The 17167-nt window shown below is 74.1% G+C and carries 16 protein-coding genes and 1 tRNA gene; 6 read left to right on the top strand and 11 right to left on the bottom strand.

What is annotated here, in order from left to right; genetic code table 11:
* Positions 1-48: 48 nt before the first annotated feature.
* Positions 49-501, bottom strand: a complete 453-nt coding sequence (locus tag ACWGB8_RS13300) for a GatB/YqeY domain-containing protein (protein ID WP_452213142.1) — start codon at positions 499-501, stop codon at positions 49-51.
* A gap of 83 nt (positions 502-584) precedes the next feature.
* Between ACWGB8_RS13300 and ACWGB8_RS13295 the strand changes: the two genes are divergently transcribed.
* From ACWGB8_RS13295 to ACWGB8_RS13275, 5 genes are all read left to right on the top strand, one after another.
* Positions 585-1307 (top strand): CGNR zinc finger domain-containing protein, encoded by a 723-nt coding sequence (locus ACWGB8_RS13295; protein ID WP_452213140.1) that lies wholly within the window; start codon positions 585-587, stop codon positions 1305-1307.
* Positions 1308-1385: 78 nt separating this feature from the next.
* Entirely contained in the window at positions 1386-1814 is a 429-nt protein-coding gene (locus ACWGB8_RS13290) for an SRPBCC family protein (protein ID WP_452213138.1), read from the top strand.
* Positions 1815-1968: 154 nt separating this feature from the next.
* Entirely contained in the window at positions 1969-2910 is a 942-nt protein-coding gene (locus tag ACWGB8_RS13285) for a metallophosphoesterase (protein WP_452213136.1), read from the top strand.
* Between the two features lie 100 nt (positions 2911-3010).
* A tRNA-Pro gene (locus tag ACWGB8_RS13280) sits at positions 3011-3084 on the top strand.
* A gap of 296 nt (positions 3085-3380) precedes the next feature.
* Complete coding sequence (locus ACWGB8_RS13275) at positions 3381-4787, top strand: YDG/SRA domain-containing protein (RefSeq protein ID WP_452213134.1); 1407 nt, start codon at positions 3381-3383, stop codon at positions 4785-4787.
* On the opposite strand, the gene ACWGB8_RS13270 is transcribed toward ACWGB8_RS13275, so the two are convergent.
* Positions 4742-5017 (bottom strand): ATP-dependent Clp protease proteolytic subunit, encoded by a 276-nt coding sequence (locus ACWGB8_RS13270; RefSeq protein WP_452213156.1) that lies wholly within the window; start codon positions 5015-5017, stop codon positions 4742-4744. The two genes, ACWGB8_RS13275 and ACWGB8_RS13270, sit on opposite strands and share 46 nt — an antisense overlap.
* 198 nt (positions 5018-5215) lie before the next feature.
* Between ACWGB8_RS13270 and ACWGB8_RS13265 the strand changes: the two genes are divergently transcribed.
* Entirely contained in the window at positions 5216-7054 is a 1839-nt protein-coding gene (locus ACWGB8_RS13265; protein ID WP_452213132.1) for a S9 family peptidase, read from the top strand.
* Positions 7055-7156: 102 nt separating this feature from the next.
* On the opposite strand, the gene ACWGB8_RS13260 is transcribed toward ACWGB8_RS13265, so the two are convergent.
* From ACWGB8_RS13260 to ACWGB8_RS13220, 9 genes are all read right to left on the bottom strand, one after another.
* Positions 7157-7945, bottom strand: a complete 789-nt coding sequence (locus tag ACWGB8_RS13260; protein WP_452213130.1) for an SURF1 family protein — start codon at positions 7943-7945, stop codon at positions 7157-7159.
* Between the two features lie 80 nt (positions 7946-8025).
* Positions 8026-9300: a hypothetical protein gene (locus tag ACWGB8_RS13255; RefSeq protein WP_452213128.1), complete on the bottom strand. Its 1275-nt coding sequence runs from the start codon at positions 9298-9300 to the stop codon at positions 8026-8028.
* 122 nt (positions 9301-9422) lie between these two features.
* Positions 9423-10139, bottom strand: coding sequence for a SigE family RNA polymerase sigma factor (locus ACWGB8_RS13250; RefSeq protein WP_452213154.1), 717 nt, complete (start codon positions 10137-10139; stop codon positions 9423-9425).
* 235 nt (positions 10140-10374) lie between these two features.
* A complete protein-coding gene (locus ACWGB8_RS13245; protein WP_452213127.1) occupies positions 10375-11427 on the bottom strand; it encodes an aspartate-semialdehyde dehydrogenase in 1053 nt (350 codons plus the stop codon).
* A complete protein-coding gene (locus ACWGB8_RS13240; protein WP_452213125.1) occupies positions 11424-12704 on the bottom strand; it encodes an aspartate kinase in 1281 nt (426 codons plus the stop codon). The genes ACWGB8_RS13245 and ACWGB8_RS13240 overlap by 4 nt, the downstream gene beginning before the upstream one ends.
* Before the next feature lie 360 nt (positions 12705-13064).
* Positions 13065-13730: a DUF5063 domain-containing protein gene (locus ACWGB8_RS13235; RefSeq protein ID WP_452213123.1), complete on the bottom strand. Its 666-nt coding sequence runs from the start codon at positions 13728-13730 to the stop codon at positions 13065-13067.
* On the bottom strand, positions 13723-14322 hold the full coding sequence (gene recR, locus ACWGB8_RS13230; RefSeq protein WP_452213152.1) for a recombination mediator RecR: 600 nt from the start codon (positions 14320-14322) through the stop codon (positions 13723-13725). Before recR ends, ACWGB8_RS13235 begins: the two co-directional genes overlap by 8 nt.
* 173 nt (positions 14323-14495) lie before the next feature.
* Positions 14496-14834 (bottom strand): YbaB/EbfC family nucleoid-associated protein, encoded by a 339-nt coding sequence (locus ACWGB8_RS13225; RefSeq protein WP_452213121.1) that lies wholly within the window; start codon positions 14832-14834, stop codon positions 14496-14498.
* 103 nt (positions 14835-14937) lie between these two features.
* Positions 14938-17136, bottom strand: coding sequence for a DNA polymerase III subunit gamma and tau (locus ACWGB8_RS13220; protein WP_452213119.1), 2199 nt, complete (start codon positions 17134-17136; stop codon positions 14938-14940).
* Positions 17137-17167 lie beyond the last annotated feature (31 nt).

Genomic DNA, 17167 nt, shown 5'->3' with positions numbered 1-17167 from the left:
CACCCGGGGAGCGCCCTCCGGCGTCCGTGCCTGCGCGCGGCGCTGCTGCTACTGCAGGGCGGCCCGGACCGCGGCGGCCACCCGGCCGCCCTCCGCCAGACCGTCCACCTTCGGCTTCACCAGCTTCATCACGGCGCCCATCGCCTGCGGACCGCTCGCCCCGGCCTCGGCCACCGCGGCGGCCACGATCGCGGCCAGCTCCTCGTCCGACAGCTGCTTGGGCAGGTAGCCCGCCAGCAGCTCGCCCTCGGCCCGCTCCCGCGCGGCCTGGTCGGTGCGTCCGGCCTGGTCGAACGCCTCGGCGGCCTCCCGGCGCTTCTTCGCCTCGCGGGCGAGCACCTTCAGCACCTCGTCGTCCGAGAGCTCCCGCTTCTCCTTGCCGGCCACCTCCTCGTTGGTGACCGCGGACAGCGTCAGCCGAAGGGTGGACGAGCGCAACTCGTCCTTGGTCCTGATGGCAGCCGTGAGGTCCTCCTGCAGCTGCTCCTTGAGCGTCGTCATGGCCCAGAGTCTCCCATCCGCGGAGGGCGGCCGCCCGCCAATATCCCTCGCGCAGCAAGTCGGTAACCCGTCATAATGGTTACATGACGCCGGACGCGACCCCCGCCGAACCCACCACCGCCGCCGACGCACCGCCCGTCGCCCAGGCGCCGCCCGCCGACGCACCACCCGCCGCCGACCAGCCGGGCGGCCCCGCCGGGACTCCCGGCCACCCGCCCGCGGCCGGACTCGTCCTGCGCACCCGCGAGGGCGCGAGCTTCCACTTCGACCCCGGCGCGCTCTGCCTCGAACTCCTCACCACAGGCGGCCCCGGCGAGCACGCCCGCTGGGAGGTGCTGCACCGCCCCGCCGACCTCGCCGCCTGGCTGCCCCACTCCCGCCTGCGCCTGCCCGTCGGCACCGTACGGATCGACGCCGGCCAGCTCGCCGCCGTCCGGACCGTGCGCGACGCCCTCTGGCGGCTCACCGCCGCCCGGGCCCACGGGGAGCCCGGCGCCGCCGAGGACCGCGCCGTCCTCAACGCGGCCGCCGCCCACCCGCCGCTGGTCCCGCAGATCGCCCCCGACGGCAGCGCCGCCCCGCCCCTGCCCGCCGACGGCACCCAGCTCGCCTCCACCCTCGCCCGGGACGCGATAGCCCTGCTGACCGGCCCGCACGCCGAGCGGATCCGCGAGTGCGGCGCCCACAACTGCCAGCTGCTCTTCGTCGACACCTCGCGGCCCGGCCGGCGGCGCTGGTGCTCGATGGAGCGCTGCGGCAACCGGCACAAGGTCCGCGCCCTGCGGGCCCGGCGCGAACCGGCCTGACCGAGCCCGCCCCCGCGCCGTTCGCTTTCCCGCCCCGTCCGTTCCCCCCTGTCCGTCCCTGTCGGAAGAGTGATCACCGTGACACAGCACCCGGTCGGACTCACCCGCGACGCCGGCTTCGAGATCGGCGTCTCCCGCACCCTCCCCCACCCCCCGCAGGCCGTCTGGGACCTCCTCACCTCCACCGAGGGCGCCGCCCTCTGGCTCGGCCCCGGCGCCCACCTGGCCACCGCCGTCGGCGAGCCGGTCGGCGCCGCCGACGGAGCCACCGGCGAACTGCGCAGCCGGCACGAGGGCTCCCGGATCCGCCTCACCTGGCAACCCGCCGGGCGCACCGCGCCGACCACCGTCCAGATGACCGTCACCCCGAGCGGCGGACGCACCGTGCTCCGGTTCCACCAGGAGCGGCTGGCCGACCCCGAGGAGCGCGCCCGGCAGCGCGAGCACTGGCGCGCCGCGATGGACGCCGTCGCCGCCGAACTCGCACCCGGCCCGCCGGAGGGCTGATCCCGCGGGCCCTGGTCCTGCGGGCCCCGGTCCCGCGGGCCCCGGTCCCGCGGGCCCGATCCGCCGCTGGTACGCCCGATCGGCGCGCCCCGACGTGTCCTCGGCCGCCCACCGGGCGTTCACCTGCTGATCCACCGTCTGAGAGCATGGGGCGATGCGACCGCTGTACTCCGTTCCCCTCGGAATCGCCGCCACCGGCGCCGCCTGCCTCGCCTACTCCGTCGGCTACGAGGTCCGCTCCTTCCGGCTCCGCCGCGTCGAGGTGCCCGTCCTGCCCCGCGGGGCGCGCCCCCTCCGGGTCCTGCAGGTCTCCGACATCCACATGGTGAGCGGGCAGGGGAAGAAACAGCGCTGGCTGCAGAGCCTCGCCGGCCTCCGCCCCGACCTGGTCGTGAACACCGGCGACAACCTCTCCGACCCGCTCGGCGTCCCCGCCACCCTGGACGCGCTCGGGCCTCTGATGGAGTTCCCCGGCGTGTACGTCTTCGGCTCCAACGACTACTACGGCCCCGCCCGCAAGAACCCCGCGCGCTACCTCAGCGCCCGGCGCAGCGGCGTCCACGGCCTGAACAACCCCGACGGCACCGGCAGCCGGGGCATCACCGGCGCCGTGCACAACCCCTGGGAGAAGCTGCGCGACGCCTTCGACGCCGCCGGCTGGCTCGACCTGACCAACACCCGAGGCCGGCTCACCCTCGACGGCCTGGACATCGAGTTCACCGGCCTGGACGACCCGCACATCCGCCGCGACCGCTACAGCGAGGTCGCCGGCGGCCCGTCCCCCGACGCCGACCTCTCGCTCGCCGTCGTGCACGCCCCCTACCTGCGTGTGCTCGACGCCTTCGCCGCCGACCGGTACCCGCTGATCCTCGCCGGACACACCCACGGCGGCCAGCTCTGCATCCCGTTCTACGGCGCCCTGGTCACCAACTGCGACCTCGACGCCAAGCGGGTCAAGGGCCTCTCCACCCACCAGGCCGCCGGCCACCGCTCGTACCTGCACGTCTCCGCCGGCTGCGGCACCAACCGCTACACCCCGGTCCGCTTCGCCTGCCCGCCGGAGGCCACCCTCCTCACCCTCACCCCCGCCCGCTGACCCCCTCCGCCACCACCCCGGAAACCGGATTTCGTCTCTCGGCGAGCGTCCGGTAGAGTTCTACTCGTTGCGACGGAGACAGAGCAACAAACCGCAGGACCGGGGTGTGGCGCAGCTTGGTAGCGCGCTTCGTTCGGGACGAAGAGGCCGTGGGTTCAAATCCCGCCACCCCGACCCAGTGCAGAGGCCCTGCCGGAGAGATCCGGCAGGGCCTCTGTCGTTGTACATGACCACCCTCCTGACTCGATCTCAGGACCGACGACACCCGTCGGCGCGCCGGGCAGGGGATGAGCCCGTTGCCCTCGGCCGATCCACGGTCAGCTTGGTGGCTTGTCAGAAGCCTCGTCCGAGCCTCTCCCAGCAGGCTCCGCCGCCTCTGATCACCTTTGATACGGCATGTCGTCGTGATGACGTACTCTGCGTCGATATCGATCGGGCTGTGATCTCGGCTAGGCATGGGGAGAGCTGCGGTGGAGACGACGAGCGTTGATGATGTCGTGGCGCTGGTGGAGAATCTCAGGGTCGATCAGTCATCCGGTCTTCCCGCCCGTCACCAGCCCATCGTGCTGCTCTGGGCCGTCGGGCGTGCCGCAGCCGGTCAGCCCCGCCTCGCACGGTGGTCGGACTGTCGTGCAGACCTGAAGCGGCTGCTGCGCAGCTACGGCCGTCCGGACTCGTCACCTTCGCCCGAGTACCCCTTCGTCGCCTTGAGTCGGTCCGGGCTCTGGCGTCTGCACGACGTATCGGAGGAGGTCCCTCAGGCGCGTGGCTCCGGCCTGCGCAAGTGGCTGGACGACCACGATCCGCGCGGCGGCCTCACCGAGCGGTTCTACGAACTCATGGCCACGGACGAGGAGGCCCGCGCGCGGGTCGTCGCACCGCTGCTGAACCGATTCTTCGACTTCGAGATGAAGCCGGTGCTGGTCGAGGACCTGCACCTGAACGGGCCTGCGTTCAACGGATTCGGCCACGTCCCCGGGATCAGCGTGGGTCAGTGGTTCCACAACCGAAAGGCTGCCGCGAAGGCCCTCGTCCATCGACCGATCCAGGGCGGCATCTGCGGGACCGCGGCCGGCGGCGCCGAATCGATCGTCGTCTCCGGCGGCTACGAGGACGACGAGGACCACGGTGACGTGATCATCTACACCGGCCAGGGCGGGCGCAACCAGGACACCGGCCAGCAGGTGGCCGACCAGACGCTGACACGGGGCAATGCCGCTCTCGTGACGAGCCTGGCCATGGGTACTCCGGTCCGTGTCATCCGTGGCTCCGAGGGAGATCCGGCCTACTCGCCGACCGAGGGGTACCGCTACGACGGACTCTTCCGGGTCGAGGACCACTGGTCGGAGATCGGCAAGTCGAGCTTCCGCATCTGGCGCTACCGGCTCACCCGAATTCCCGATCCGGATCACATCGCCTGGCACCACCCTCGGCCCGCAGTGCTGCCGCGGCAGCCCGAGGGTCGCGTGGCTCCCACCCGCGTCACGACCAGCACGCAACGCATCGTGCGGAACACCGCGGTGGCGGAGTACGTGAAGCGCGTACATGCACACACGTGCCAGGTGTGCGGGCTGCGCCTCGTGACGCCCACCGGCGGATACGCGGAGGCTGCACACATCCGCGGGCTCGGGCGACCCCACTCGGGGCCGGATGTCGCCGACAACGTGCTGTGCCTGTGCCCCAACCATCACGTGCTGTTCGACTTCGGCATGCTGATCATCGAGGACGACCTCACGGTCATAGATCGCACGGCCGGCTCCGATCTCGGCCGGCTCCGGGTGAGCGAACCGCACGAGATCGGGCGCCAGTACCTCGCCTACCACCGCAATCATCACGCTGGACAGGATGCGGCCCGGGACGGGGCACGACCCGTCTGAACACCCGAGGCCGGAGGCCCCCTCGGAGGGATCCTAGGTGCCCTCCGGCCTCGTACGGAGCCGGCCGAAGCTGACCCGTCAGACGGCGGGGAGGTCGGCCGGGGAGGAGATGACGCGGTCGATGCGCCGTAGGCGGCGGCTTCGGGGGCGGTGAGCCAGTGGTCGCGGTCGGCGTCGGCGGTCCACTGTTCGACGGTCCAGCCGCTGTGGAGGGCGGAGAGCTCGGTCATCCGCCGCTTGGTGTGGAGCAGGTGCTCGGCATGAATCAGGTGGTCGGCGTGGATCCGGATGTCGGTGGCGAAGTCGGCCAGGGCCATCGCGATGGTGACCCCCGGCGCCGGCCGGCGGTCGGGCCCGGCGGGCCGGGCCGCGGGCCGGGTGGTGCGGGGGCGTTCCGTTCGGCGGGCCGCATCGGGTTGGATGGTCGGATGAGCGAGGAGAAGAGCGCCGTACCGGCGTGGGAGCAGCGTTTCAGGGCGGCCCGGGTCTCACTGCCGGACTGGGCCGACGACGCCCCCGACCGGGCGCTGTACGTGTCCAACGCGACCGGCACCTACGAGGTCTACGCCTGGGACCGGACCACCGACGTCCACCGCCGGGTCACCGACCGTCCGAACGGCACCACCGACGCCGAGCTGTCGCCCGACGGCGCCTGGGTGTGGTGGTTCGACGACCACGACGGGGACGAGTTCGGCATCTGGCGGCGCCAGCCGTTCGCCGGGCGGCCGGAGGGCGCCGAGGGGCCCGACGAGGAGGCCGTGCCCGGCCTGGCCGCCTCCTACTCGGCGGGGCTCGCCCTCGGCCGGGACGGCACGGTGGTGGTCGGCCGCTCCAGCGACGAGCACGGCACCACCCTGCACCTGCGCCGCCCCGGTGCGGCGGAGGCCGTGGAGATCTACCGGCACCAGGAGTACGGCGGCGTCGGCGACCTCAGCCACGACAGCGCGCTGCTCGCGATCGACCACACCGAGCACGGCGACGCGATGCACGCGGCGATCCGGATCGTACGGCTCGCGGACGGCGCCACCGTCGCCGAGCTGGACGAGGTGACCGGCCGGGACGAGCCGCGCGGGGTGGCCTGCCTGGGCTTCGCGCCGGTCGAGGGCGACACCCGGCTGCTGGTCGCCCACCAGCGCACCGGGCGCTGGGAGCCGATGATCTGGGACGTCGCCACGGGCGTCGAGACCCCGCTGCACCTGCGTGACGAGCAGGGCCGCGAGCTGCCCGGCGACGTCTCCGCCCAGTGGCGGCCGGGGGCCCGGGCACTGCTGGTGGAGCACGAGTACGAGGCGCGCAGCGAACTGTTCTCGTACGGGCTGGACGACGGGGTGCTGACCCGGTTGGACACGCCGCGCGGCACGGTGTCCGGCACCACCGCCCGCCCGGACGGCACGGTGGAGTTCCTGTGGTCCTCGGCGGCCGAGCCGTCGGTGGTCCGCTCCACGGACGGCGGGGTGGTGCTGCGGGCGCCGGGCGCGGTGCCGCCCGGTTCGGTGCCGGTGGAGGACGTCTGGGTGGACGGGCCGGGCGGGCGCGTCCACGCGCTGGTGCAGCGACCGGCCGGCGAGGGCCCGTTCCCGACGGTCTTCGACGTCCACGGCGGGCCGACCCACCACGACAGCGACTCGTTCGCCGCCGGTCCGGCCGCCTGGCTGGACCACGGCTTCGCGGTGGTGCGGGTCAACTACCGCGGCTCCACCGGTTACGGCCAGGCGTGGACGGACGCGCTCCGCGAGCGGGTCGGCCTGATCGAGCTGGAGGACGTCGCGGCCGTCCGGGAGTGGGCGGTGGCGAGCGGGCTGGCCGACCCGCGCCGGATCGTCCTCAGCGGCGGCTCGTGGGGCGGCTACCTCACCCTGCTCGGGGTCGGCGTGCAGCCGGAGCTGTGGTCGCTGGGCCTCGCCGCCGTGCCGGTGGCGGACTACCTGACGGCGTACGCGGACGAGATGGAGGCGCTGAAGTCGCTGGACCGCACGCTCTTCGGCGGCACTCCGGAGGAGGTGCCCGAGCGCTGGCACGCCTCCTCGCCGCTCACCTACGTCGAGCAGGTGCGGGTGCCGGTGTACATCAGCGCCGGGGTGAACGACCCGCGCTGCCCGATCCGGCAGATCGAGAACTACGTCGAGCGCCTGGAGCAGCTCGGCCGGCCGCACGAGGTCTACCGCTACGACGCCGGGCACGGCTCGCTGGTGGTGGAGGAGCGGATCAAGCAGCTGCGGCTGGAGATCGACTTCGTCCGGCGCCACCTGCCGGGATCGGCGGACTGAGGCGTCCGGTCGGCGGGGCGGTACGGGGCGGTGCATCCGGCGTACCGCCCCGCCGCGTCTCCTGGTGCTTCCCTCGGAGGGAACGCCTCGGCCGGACAGGGCCTAGTCGAGCGCCGGGTCGAGTCCGAGTGCGCGGTCCTGCTCGGCCTCGGCCTCGCGGCGCACCAGGCGGAACCACATGAAGACCACGAAGCCGCCGAAGACGAACCACTCCAGGGTGTAGCCCAGGTTCTGGAACGCCCGCAGGGTCAGCCCGTCGCCGCCCTGGGGACGGACGGTGGGCACCTGCGCCAGGCCGTCCGGCACGCTGTCGGCGGACACCCAGCCGTCGTACCAGCCGTCGTGTGCGAGCACGTTGACCAGGGCGGCCTGGTTGATGGTGCCGAGCTGCCCGGCCGGCAGGCCGCCGGAGACCGCGCCGCCGCTGCCCGCGTTCTCCCCGGCCTGCAGGCGGCCGGTGAGGGTGACCTCGCCGCTCGGCGGCGGGGCGGCGGACGCCCCGGCGGCCGGGCTGCCGGGGGCCCAGCCCCGGACGACGGCGACGGTGCGGGAGTCGGCGGTGCGCAGCGGGGTGAGGACGTAGTAGCCCTGCTTGCCGTCCACGACGCGGTTGGGGACGAGCAGTTGGTTGGCCGCGTCGAAGGTCCCGGTCACGGTGACGGCCCGGCCGACGGTCGTGGTGCTGACCCTCGGCTCGCCGGTGGTGAGCAGTTCGCCGAGCGGTCGCACTTCACCGGCGTCGCTCACCGATTGGCTGATCTCCTGGTGCGAGGAGACCTTGTCCTCGAACCTCCCGAGCTGCCAGGTGCCGAGCCAGAGACACACCGCGACGGCCGCGACGGCCAGCGCGGTGCCGCCTGCCCAACGCGGGCTCAGGAGAAACCGGTACACCCCACCACGGTAACCAGTCCTCACACCGCCGCCGACCGAGGGGCCCCCGACGGACGGGTACGGCCGTGCCGGCCGCCGGCTCAGCCGCCGGCGGGTGGGGCGGTGGCGGTGCCTGCCGGGCCGGGGGCGGCGCGGTAGACGGTGCCGGAACAGGCGCCGGGCAGGACGGCGGTGGCCGCGGTGGGCGACCCGGAGGCCGGGGTGTGGGCCAGGGTGACGCTCGGCGGGGCGCCGCTCGGGGTGGCGGTGGCGGTGGGACTGGGTGCGCCGGTCGGGGTCGGGGTGCCGGTGGCCGCCGGGGGCAGCGCACTGGGCGAGGCCGCGGTGACGCCCTTCGGAAGGCCGTCGCGGGCGGCGGGGGCGCCCGCCGCGCTGCCGGACCCGCCGGAGGAGCCCGGGACGCCGGAACCGCCGGGACCGGCCTGTCCGCCGGGCTGCAGGCCGGGGGTGGCGGACGGCGTGCCGGGGGCGGGGCAGGCGCCGTCGGGCACCCAGGCGAACTCGACCCGGTACCCGGCCTGCGGGGCGAGCAGCAGCGGCTCGTCGGCGGTCGGCCGGTCGGGCAGTCCGGCGGACGGGTCGCCCGGGGTGTGGTCGAGGATCCGGATGCGGCTCGGGTCGCCCGTGGTGGCGGCGGCCACGGTGATCGCACCGGGCCCGGTGAGCCGGCAGCTGTGGGTGGAGGTGTTGACCACGGTGAACGAGCCGCGGATCCGCCCGGCCGCGTCCGCGGCGCCGGTCTGCGAGGTCGCCTGCCCGAGGTCGGCCCGGGTGCAGGTGGGAACGGAGGCGGTCCCGGTGGCCGGGCCGGTGCCGGCGCCGGTCGCGGGGGCCCCGGGGCCGGCCGTGGTCGCCCCCGGCTCGGTGCTGGGCGTGGCGCCGGGGGTGCCGGACGGGGCGGCGGAGCCCCCGGCGCCGCTGCCGGGATAGGGCCACCAGGTGGGCCCGGTGCCGGTACCGCTGCCCGGGGCGGTGGAGGCGGGGGCGGCCTTGGCGGTGCCGTCGTGGGCGCCGGGCGAGCCGTGGCCGCCGGAGAGGCCGAGGTGTTCGCCGCCGTGCAGGGCGGGGAGGAGGACGGCGGCGGTGACGGCGACGGCCGCCGCCCCGGTCCAGGCACCGCGCCGGGCGGCCCGACGGCGGGGGACGGCGCGGCGGATGCGGGGCAGGGCGGCCGTGGAGGGCTCGACCTCGCGCACGGCCCGCTGCATGAGGTCGCGCAGGGCCCGTTCCTCCCCGCTGAGCGGCTGCTGCGGCGGCTGCGGCTGCTGCGGCTGCTGCGGCTGCGGCTGAAGCGGCTGCGACGCCGGCGTGTGCGAGGCCGGTGTGTGCGCGTCCGGTGTCCGCGCGGTAGGCACGCGCCCGGTCGGCGGCCAGGACGCCGCCAACGGCCCCGAGGGCGGATGCGCCGGCGGCCGGTGGGCCCGTGCGCCCGAGCCGCCGCCCGAGCCGACGCCCGGACCGTCCGTCCGACCCTCCGTCATGCTCCGGCCTCCATCTGGGTGCGGAGCGCGGCGAGCCCCCGGGATCCGTAGGCCTTGACCGAGCCGAGCGAGATGCCCAGGGTCTCCGCGACCTGTGCCTCCGTCATGTCGACGAAGTAACGGAGCACCAGTACCTCCCGCTGACGCCGTTGCAGCCCCCGCAGCGCCGACTTCAACTGGTCGCGCTCCAGCGCATCGTAGGCGCCTTCTTCTGCACTGGCCATGTCAGGCATCGGCTTGGGCAGCAGCCGCAGGCCGAGGATCCGGCGGCGGAGGGTGGAGCGGGAGAGGTTCACCACGGTCTGCCGCAGGTAGGCGAGGGTCTTCTCCGGTTCGCGCACCCGGCGGCGGGCCGCGTGCACCCGGATGAACGCCTCCTGCACGACGTCCTCGCAGGTCGAGAGGTCGTCGAGGAGCAGGGCGGCCAGCCGCAGCAGGGAACGGTAGTGGGCCTGGTAGGTGGCGGTGAGCTGGTCCTCGCTGGTGCCCGCACTGCTCTCGGCGGCCCCGATCGGCACCCCGGCGCCCTCCCGGGCGTCCGGCACCGGCCGGGCGTCCTCCGGCCTATCCACGGGACGAGGGCCCCGCGTCTCCACCGGCCGGAGCCCCTGCGCGCCCGCGAACCGCAGCCCCTGCACGTCCACCGGTCGCGGGGCGCGCGGCGGGAACGTCACCGCGGCCGCCGCCGAGATGCCCGCCCCTGCCCCCACCATCACGTTCGCCACGCCCGTTGGACACTCGATCCCCTGTCATGGTTGCCCCAACCCGCGGGACATTCTTCCGCATGTGCGGAAGCCCCCTCCAGTGAACCCGAGGGGGATTCCGTGCCCGGGGCGGGGCACGGAGGAGTATCGGCGGAGGATCGGTGAAGTCCGGGGGGATCCGCGGCGCGCAGCCGCTGACGGGGGGTCGGCCGCGGCGCGGGGTGGCTGACGGGCGTTCGGCCCGTCAGGGCGTCAGCTCGCCCGCGACCAGTTCGGCGAGCTGGACGGCGTTGAGCGCCGCGCCCTTGCGCAGGTTGTCGCCGCAGAGGAAGAGGTCGAGCGCGGCGGGGTCGTCGAGCGACCGCCGGATCCGGCCGACCCAGACCGGGTCGGTGCCGACGACGTCGTTGGGGGTGGGGAACTCGCCGGCCGCCGGATCGTCGTACAGCACGACGCCGGGCGCGTCCCGAAGGATCTCCCGCGCGTGCTCCTGGGTGACCTCGCGCTCGAAGACCGCGTGGACGGCGAGCCCGTGGGTGCGGATCACCGGGATGCGGACGCAGGTCGCGGAGACCCGCAGCGAGGGCAGGCCGAGGATGCGGCGCGACTCGTCGCGCAGCGCGGCCTCCTCGGAGGACCAGCCGCCGTCGACCAGGGTGCCCGCCCAGGGCACCGCGTTGAGGGCTAGCGGTGCGGCGAACGGCTCGTGGTCGGCAATCAGCGCCCGCAGGTCGCCGGTCTGTTCGCCGACCTCGGCGCCGGCCACCAGCGCGGTCTGCCGGCGCAGCGACTCCGCGCCGGCCCGGCCGGCCCCGGAGGCGGCCTGGTAGGAGGCGACGACGAGTTCGGCGAGCCCGTACTCGGCGTGCAGGGCGCCCAGCGCGGCGATCATGGTGAGGGTGGTGCAGTTCGGGGAGGCGACGATGCCGCGCGGACGGATCCGCAGCGCCGCCGCGTTCACCTCGGGGACGACCAGCGGCACGTCCCCGGCTGCGCGGAAGGCACCGGAGTTGTCGATCACCACGACGCCCTTGGCCGCGGCGATCGGCGCCCACTGCGCGGAGACCTCGGCGGGCACGTCGAACACGGCGACGTCGATCCCGTCGAAGAGCTCCTCGGTGAGCGCCACCACCTCGACGGTCTCCCCGCGCACGACCGTCTTGCGGCCGGCCGAGCGCGGGGAGGCGGCGAGTCGGACCTCGCCCCAGATGTCGTGGCGCAGGGAGAGCAGGCCGAGCAGCACCTCGCCGACCGCGCCGGTGGCGCCGACGACGGCGAGGTTCGGCCGCCGGGTCATCGCCCGGTGCCCCCGTAGACGACGGCCTCGTCGCTCTCGCTGTCGAGTCCGAAGGCGCTGTGCACGGCGCGCACGGCCTCCGGCACGTCCTCGGCGCGGGTGACGACCGAGATGCGGATCTCCGAGGTGGAGATCAGCTCGATGTTGACGCCGGCCTCGGAGAGCGCCTCGAAGAAGGTCGCGGTGACGCCCGGGTTGGAGCGCATGCCCGCGCCGACCAGCGAGATCTTGCCGATCGCGTCGTCGTAGCGCAGCGACTCGTAGCCGATGCCGTCCTTGACCCGGCCGAGCGCGTCGATGGCCTTCTGGCCCTCGGTCTTCGGCAGGGTGAAGGAGATGTCGGTCAGCCCGGTGGAGGCCGCCGAGACGTTCTGCACGACCATGTCGATGTTGACCTCGGCGTCCGCGATGGCGCGGAAGATGCGGGCCGCCTCGCCCGGCTTGTCGGGCACGCCGACGACCGTGACCTTGGCCTCCGAGGTGTCGTGGGCGACTCCGGAGATGATGGCCTGCTCCATCTCGCCCCCTTCGGGCTGGTGCGGGTTGTCGTTGCTGACGATCGTCCCGGGGAGACCCGAGAAGGACGAGCGTACGTGAATCGGGATGTTGTAGCGCCGCGCGTACTCCACACAGCGGTCGAGGAGCACCTTGGAGCCGGACGAGGCCAGCTCCAGCATGTCCTCGTAGGCGATCCAGTCGATCTTGCGGGCCTTCTTCACCACGCGCGGGTCGGCGGTGAACACGCCGTCCACGTCGGTGTAGATCTCGCAGACCTCCGCCTTGAGGGCGGCGGCGAGGGCGACCGCGGTGGTGTCGGAGCCGCCGCGGCCGAGCGTGGTGATGTCCTTGCTCGTCTGCGACACTCCCTGGAAGCCGGCCACGATCGCGATGTTGCCCTCGTCGAGGGCGGTGCGGATGCGGCCCGGCGTCACGTCGATGATGCGCGCCTTGTTGTGGACGGAGTCGGTGATCACACCGGCCTGGCTGCCCGTGAAGGACTGGGCCTCGTGACCCAGCGATTTGATCGCCATGGCCAGCAGGGCCATGGAGATCCGCTCCCCAGCGGTCAGCAGCATGTCGAACTCGCGGCCGGCAGGAATGGGGGACACCTGCTCCGCCAGTTCGATGAGCTCGTCCGTCGTGTCGCCCATCGCGGACACCACGACGACGACCTCATGGCCGGCCTTCTTGGCATCAACGATTCGACGGGCGACGCGCTTGATGCCCTCGGCATCCGCAACGGATGAGCCGCCGTACTTCTGCACGACAAGGCCCACGTGCGCTCCTCGACTTGTGTCGTTCCGGGGGCCGGGCCCCCGCACCCCCGGGTGGCGGGGGCTTTTGCGGTCCGCGCCAGTCTACCGAGCGGGGGTGGCGCGACTGCCGCTTTCCATATGATGAGACGCCCGTTTTAGCAGGTGGGCGGGGGGTCGGCCGGGCCGACCGGCAGGTCTGCGGGGCGCACGGTGCGGGCCCGGAGAATCGCCGGGCGGGCCTCGGACGGTCCCGCATTTCTCCACCGGGCGGGACACGCTGAGAATCCCGTCACATCCCGCCGCGGAGGCGCTGCGGAGGCACCGCGGCGGGCCTTCGGAGCCGCACTCGCCGGCGACCGGACCCGTCGGCGCCGGGATCCGTCAGCGGCCCAGACCGAGCTCGGCCGCCATCAGGTCGCCGGCCTGCTGCTCCAACTGCTCGTCGGTGAGGCCGTCGTCGTCGGTGTCCGCGCCGTCCGGCACCGCCCCGATCGGGCTGTCCAGGCGGACGTGCGCGATCAGCGACTGCAGGGCCCGCAGCACCGCCGTGCAGGTGGTGCCCCAGTTGGAGAGGTACGAGAACTGCCACCACCAGAGCGCCTCGCTGACCCGGCCCTCGCGGTAGTGCGTCAGGCCGTGCTGGAGCTCGCCCACCACACCGGCCAGGTCGTCCGAGATCCGGAACGCGTTCGGCTTCTCCGGCGGCCCGTACGGGTCGAAGACCTCGTGGTACACGTCGATCGGTGCCAGCAGCTCGGCCAGCCGCTCGCGCAGCTGCTCGCCGTCCGGCTCCGGGCCGGTGTCGGGCTCGAAGCGGTCGTCCGGCACGACGTCCTCGATCGCCCCGAGCCGCCCGCCGGCCAGCAGCAGCTGGGAGACCTCCAGGAGGAGCAGCGAGACCGCGCTGCCGGGTTCGTCCCCCTTGGCGACCTCGGTGACGGCGAGCACGAAGCTCTCCACCGAGTCCGCGATCTGCACCGCGAAGTCGTCCGGCTCCGAGCCGTGCGCGTGGGTGTGGGGCTGCTGGTTGATCGTCCGGTCAGACATCGAGCAGTCGTCTCCCTTCGAAGGCACGGCCGAGGGTGACCTCGTCCGCGTACTCCAGATCCCCGCCGACGGGCAGGCCGCTCGCCAGCCGGGTCACCTTCAGGCCCATCGGCTTGCACAGCCGGGCCAGATAGGTGGCGGTCGCCTCCCCCTCCAGGTTGGGGTCGGTGGCCAGGATCAGCTCGGTGACCGTGCCGTCCGCGAGCCGCGCCAGCAGCTCCCGGATCCGCAGGTCGTCCGGGCCGACGCCCTCGATCGGGCTGATCGCGCCCCCCAGCACGTGGTACCGGCCGCGGAACTCCCGGGTGCGCTCGATCGCCACCACGTCCTTGGGCTCCTCGACCACACAGATCACCGCGAGGTCCCGCCGCGGGTCGAGGCAGACCCGGCACTGCTCGGCCTCCGCGACGTTGCCGCAGACCGCGCAGAAGCGGACCTTCTCCTTGACCTCCAGCAGCGCGTGCGCCAGCCGGCGGACGTCGGTCGGGTCGGCCTGCAGCACGTGGAAGGCGATCCGCTGCGCGCTCTTGGGCCCGACGCCGGGCAGCCTGCCCAGTTCGTCGATCAGGTCCTGAACCACGCCCTCGTACAACGTCGCGCCTTCTCTCATGCCCTCGTACGGCCGCCGGTGCTCCGGTGCCATCATCCAACGAATCGGGCGCCGGACACACCGTCCGACGCCCGACTCCCACATAAATCACATGGGCCCGTCGCCCCGTCTCCAGACCTTCCCGGCCGGTTCGTGCCCGGCCGGAGGCCCGGGGATCAGAACGGCAGGCCGGGGATCCCGCCGCCGAGGCCCTGGGTCAGCGGACCCATCCGCTCGGCCTGCATCTTCTGCGCCGCCTGGTTCGCGTCCCGGACGGCCGCCAGGACGAGGTCGGCCAGCGTCTCGGTGTCCTCCGGGTCGACCGCGGCCGGGGCGATGGTCAGCGCCACCAGCTCACCGGCACCGGTCACCGTGGCCTCGACCAGGCCACCGCCCGCCGTACCGCTCACCTTCGCCTCGGCCAGCTGCTGCTGGGCCTTGGCGAGCTCCTCCTGCATCTTCTGCGCCTGCTTGAGCAGCTGCTGCATATTGGGCTGGCCACCACCGGGGAACACGGCTCACTCCTGCCTTGGTACGGATGCGTCTTCGCGTCGTCACACCGAGCCTACGTGCTGCGAACGGCTGATGCGCGCGACCGGTTCCGACCACCCGTACGGGCTACGGACCGTTGTGGTGGATCTCCTCCAGGACGGTCGCCCCCAGCTCGCGGATGATCAGCTCCTGGCCGGAGAACACCTCCTCGTTGAGGTCCGGGTCGTCGTCCTCGGGGACGTCGTCCTCCGGCGCGACCGCCGGCACCGGCGGGGCCGCCGGCCGCGGCGCGGCGACGGGCGGCGCGACCGGCGGCGCCTGCACGGGGGCGACCGGGGCCGGCGCCGACATCGGGACGACCGGGGCCATCGGCGGCGGGGCGGCCGGCGGCGCCACCACCGGCGCGGCCTGCACCGGCGCGGCGGCCGGCCGCGGCGGCTGCGGGGCTCCCCAGCCACCGCCCGGGTTGCCGCCACCGCCGTACCCGCCGGCGGCCGGGGCCTGGGCGCCGCCTGAGGGGTCGACGATGCACTCGACCCGCCAGTCCACGCCCAGCGCCTCCGCCAGTGCCTGGCGCAGCACGTCCTCGCTGTTGCTGCCGACGAAGCTGTCCCGGGCGCCCGCGTTGACGAACGACACCTGCAGGACGCTGCCGTCGAACCCGGCGACCTGCCCGTTCTGGCTGAGCAGGATCCAGGTGAAGCGGCGGCGGTTCTTCACCGCCTCCAGGATCTGCGGCCACAGCTGCCGGACCTGCGCCGCACCCTGCTGCGCGGCGGCGGACGGCTGACCGCCCGCCGGCGGCTGCTGCACGGGCACCGGCTGGGGCTGCGGCGGGGCGGCCGGCACCGGCGCGGGCGCCGCCGGCTGCGGTGCGGACTGCGGCGCGGCGGGTGCGGCGGCCGGGGCCGCGGCGCTCCCGGCGGGCGGGAAGCTCCGCGGGATCGGCCAGGCACCCGGGGCGGGGCCCGCGGGGGCCGGCGGGGCGGCAGCCGGTGCGGGGGCCGCGGCCGGGACCGCCGATGGCGTCGACGCCACCGGCTGGACCTGCGGGACCGGCGGGACCTCGGGCATCGGGGGGGCGCCCACCAGCGCGGCAGCCACGGGCGCGGCCATCGGCGCAGCAGCCATCGGCGCGGCGGCCATCGGCGCCGCGAACCCGCCGGCCGCGGCCCGGCGCTCCAGCTTGTCCAGCCGCGCCTGCAGCGACAGCTCGTCGCTGTACGCCCCGGGCAGCATCACCCGGGCGCAGATCAGCTCCAGCTGGAGCCGGGGCGCCGCGTTGCCGCGCATCTCGGTCAGGCCGGTGTTGACGATGTCGGCCGCCCGGCTCAGCTCGGCCGCCCCGAAGGCGTCCGCCTGCGCCTGCATCACGGCCACCCGGTCCGCCGGGGCGTCGATCAGCCCCTTCTCCCCCGCGTCGGGCACCGTCGCCAGGATCACCAGGTCGCGCAGCCGCTCCAGCAGGTCCGTCACGAACCGCCGGGGATCGTGCCCGCCCTCGACCACCCGGTCGACCGCCTGGAAGACCGTCGCCCCGTCGTGCGCGGCGAACGCGTCCACCACCTCGTCCAGCAGCGCCGAGTCGGTGTACCCGAGCAGCGCGGTGGCCATCTGGTACGTCACCCCGCCCTCGGCGGCGCCGGCCAGCAGCTGGTCCATCACCGACATCGAGTCGCGGACCGAGCCCGCGCCCGCCCGGACGACCAGCGGGAAGACCGGGTCCTCGACCTGGATGCCCTCCCGGCCGCAGACCTCCGTCAGGTAGTCGCGCAGCGTGCCCGGCGGCACCAGCCGGAAGGGGTAGTGGTGCGTCCGGGACCGGATCGTCCCGATCACCTTCTCCGGCTCGGTGGTCGCGAAGATGAACTTGAGGTGCTCCGGCGGCTCCTCCACGACCTTCAGCAGGGCGTTGAAGCCGGCCGAGGTCACCATGTGCGCCTCGTCCAGGATGAAGATCTTGTACCGGCTGTGCACCGGCGCGAAGAACGCCCGCTCGCGCAGCTCGCGCGCGTCGTCCACACCACCGTGCGAGGCGGCGTCGATCTCGATCACGTCGATCGAGCCCGGCCCGCCCGTCGCCAGGTCACGGCAGGACTGGCACTCCCCGCACGGGGTCGGCGTCGGGCCCTGCGCGCAGTTCAGACAGCGCGCCAGGATGCGGGCGCTCGTCGTCTTGCCGCAGCCGCGCGGGCCGCTGAACAGGTACGCGTGGTTGACCCTGTTGTTGCGCAGGGCCTGCTGGAGCGGAGCGGTCACGTGCTCCTGCCCGATGACCTCCGCGAAGGTCTCGGGGCGGTAGCGGCGGTACAGGGCTAGGGACACACCCCCGACGATATCGGGACGGACCGACAAA

The organism is Kitasatospora sp. NPDC054939 (assembly GCF_053610105.1).
Note: the sequence above shows the minus strand (reverse complement) of the source record. Positions and strands in the feature narration are given on the sequence as shown.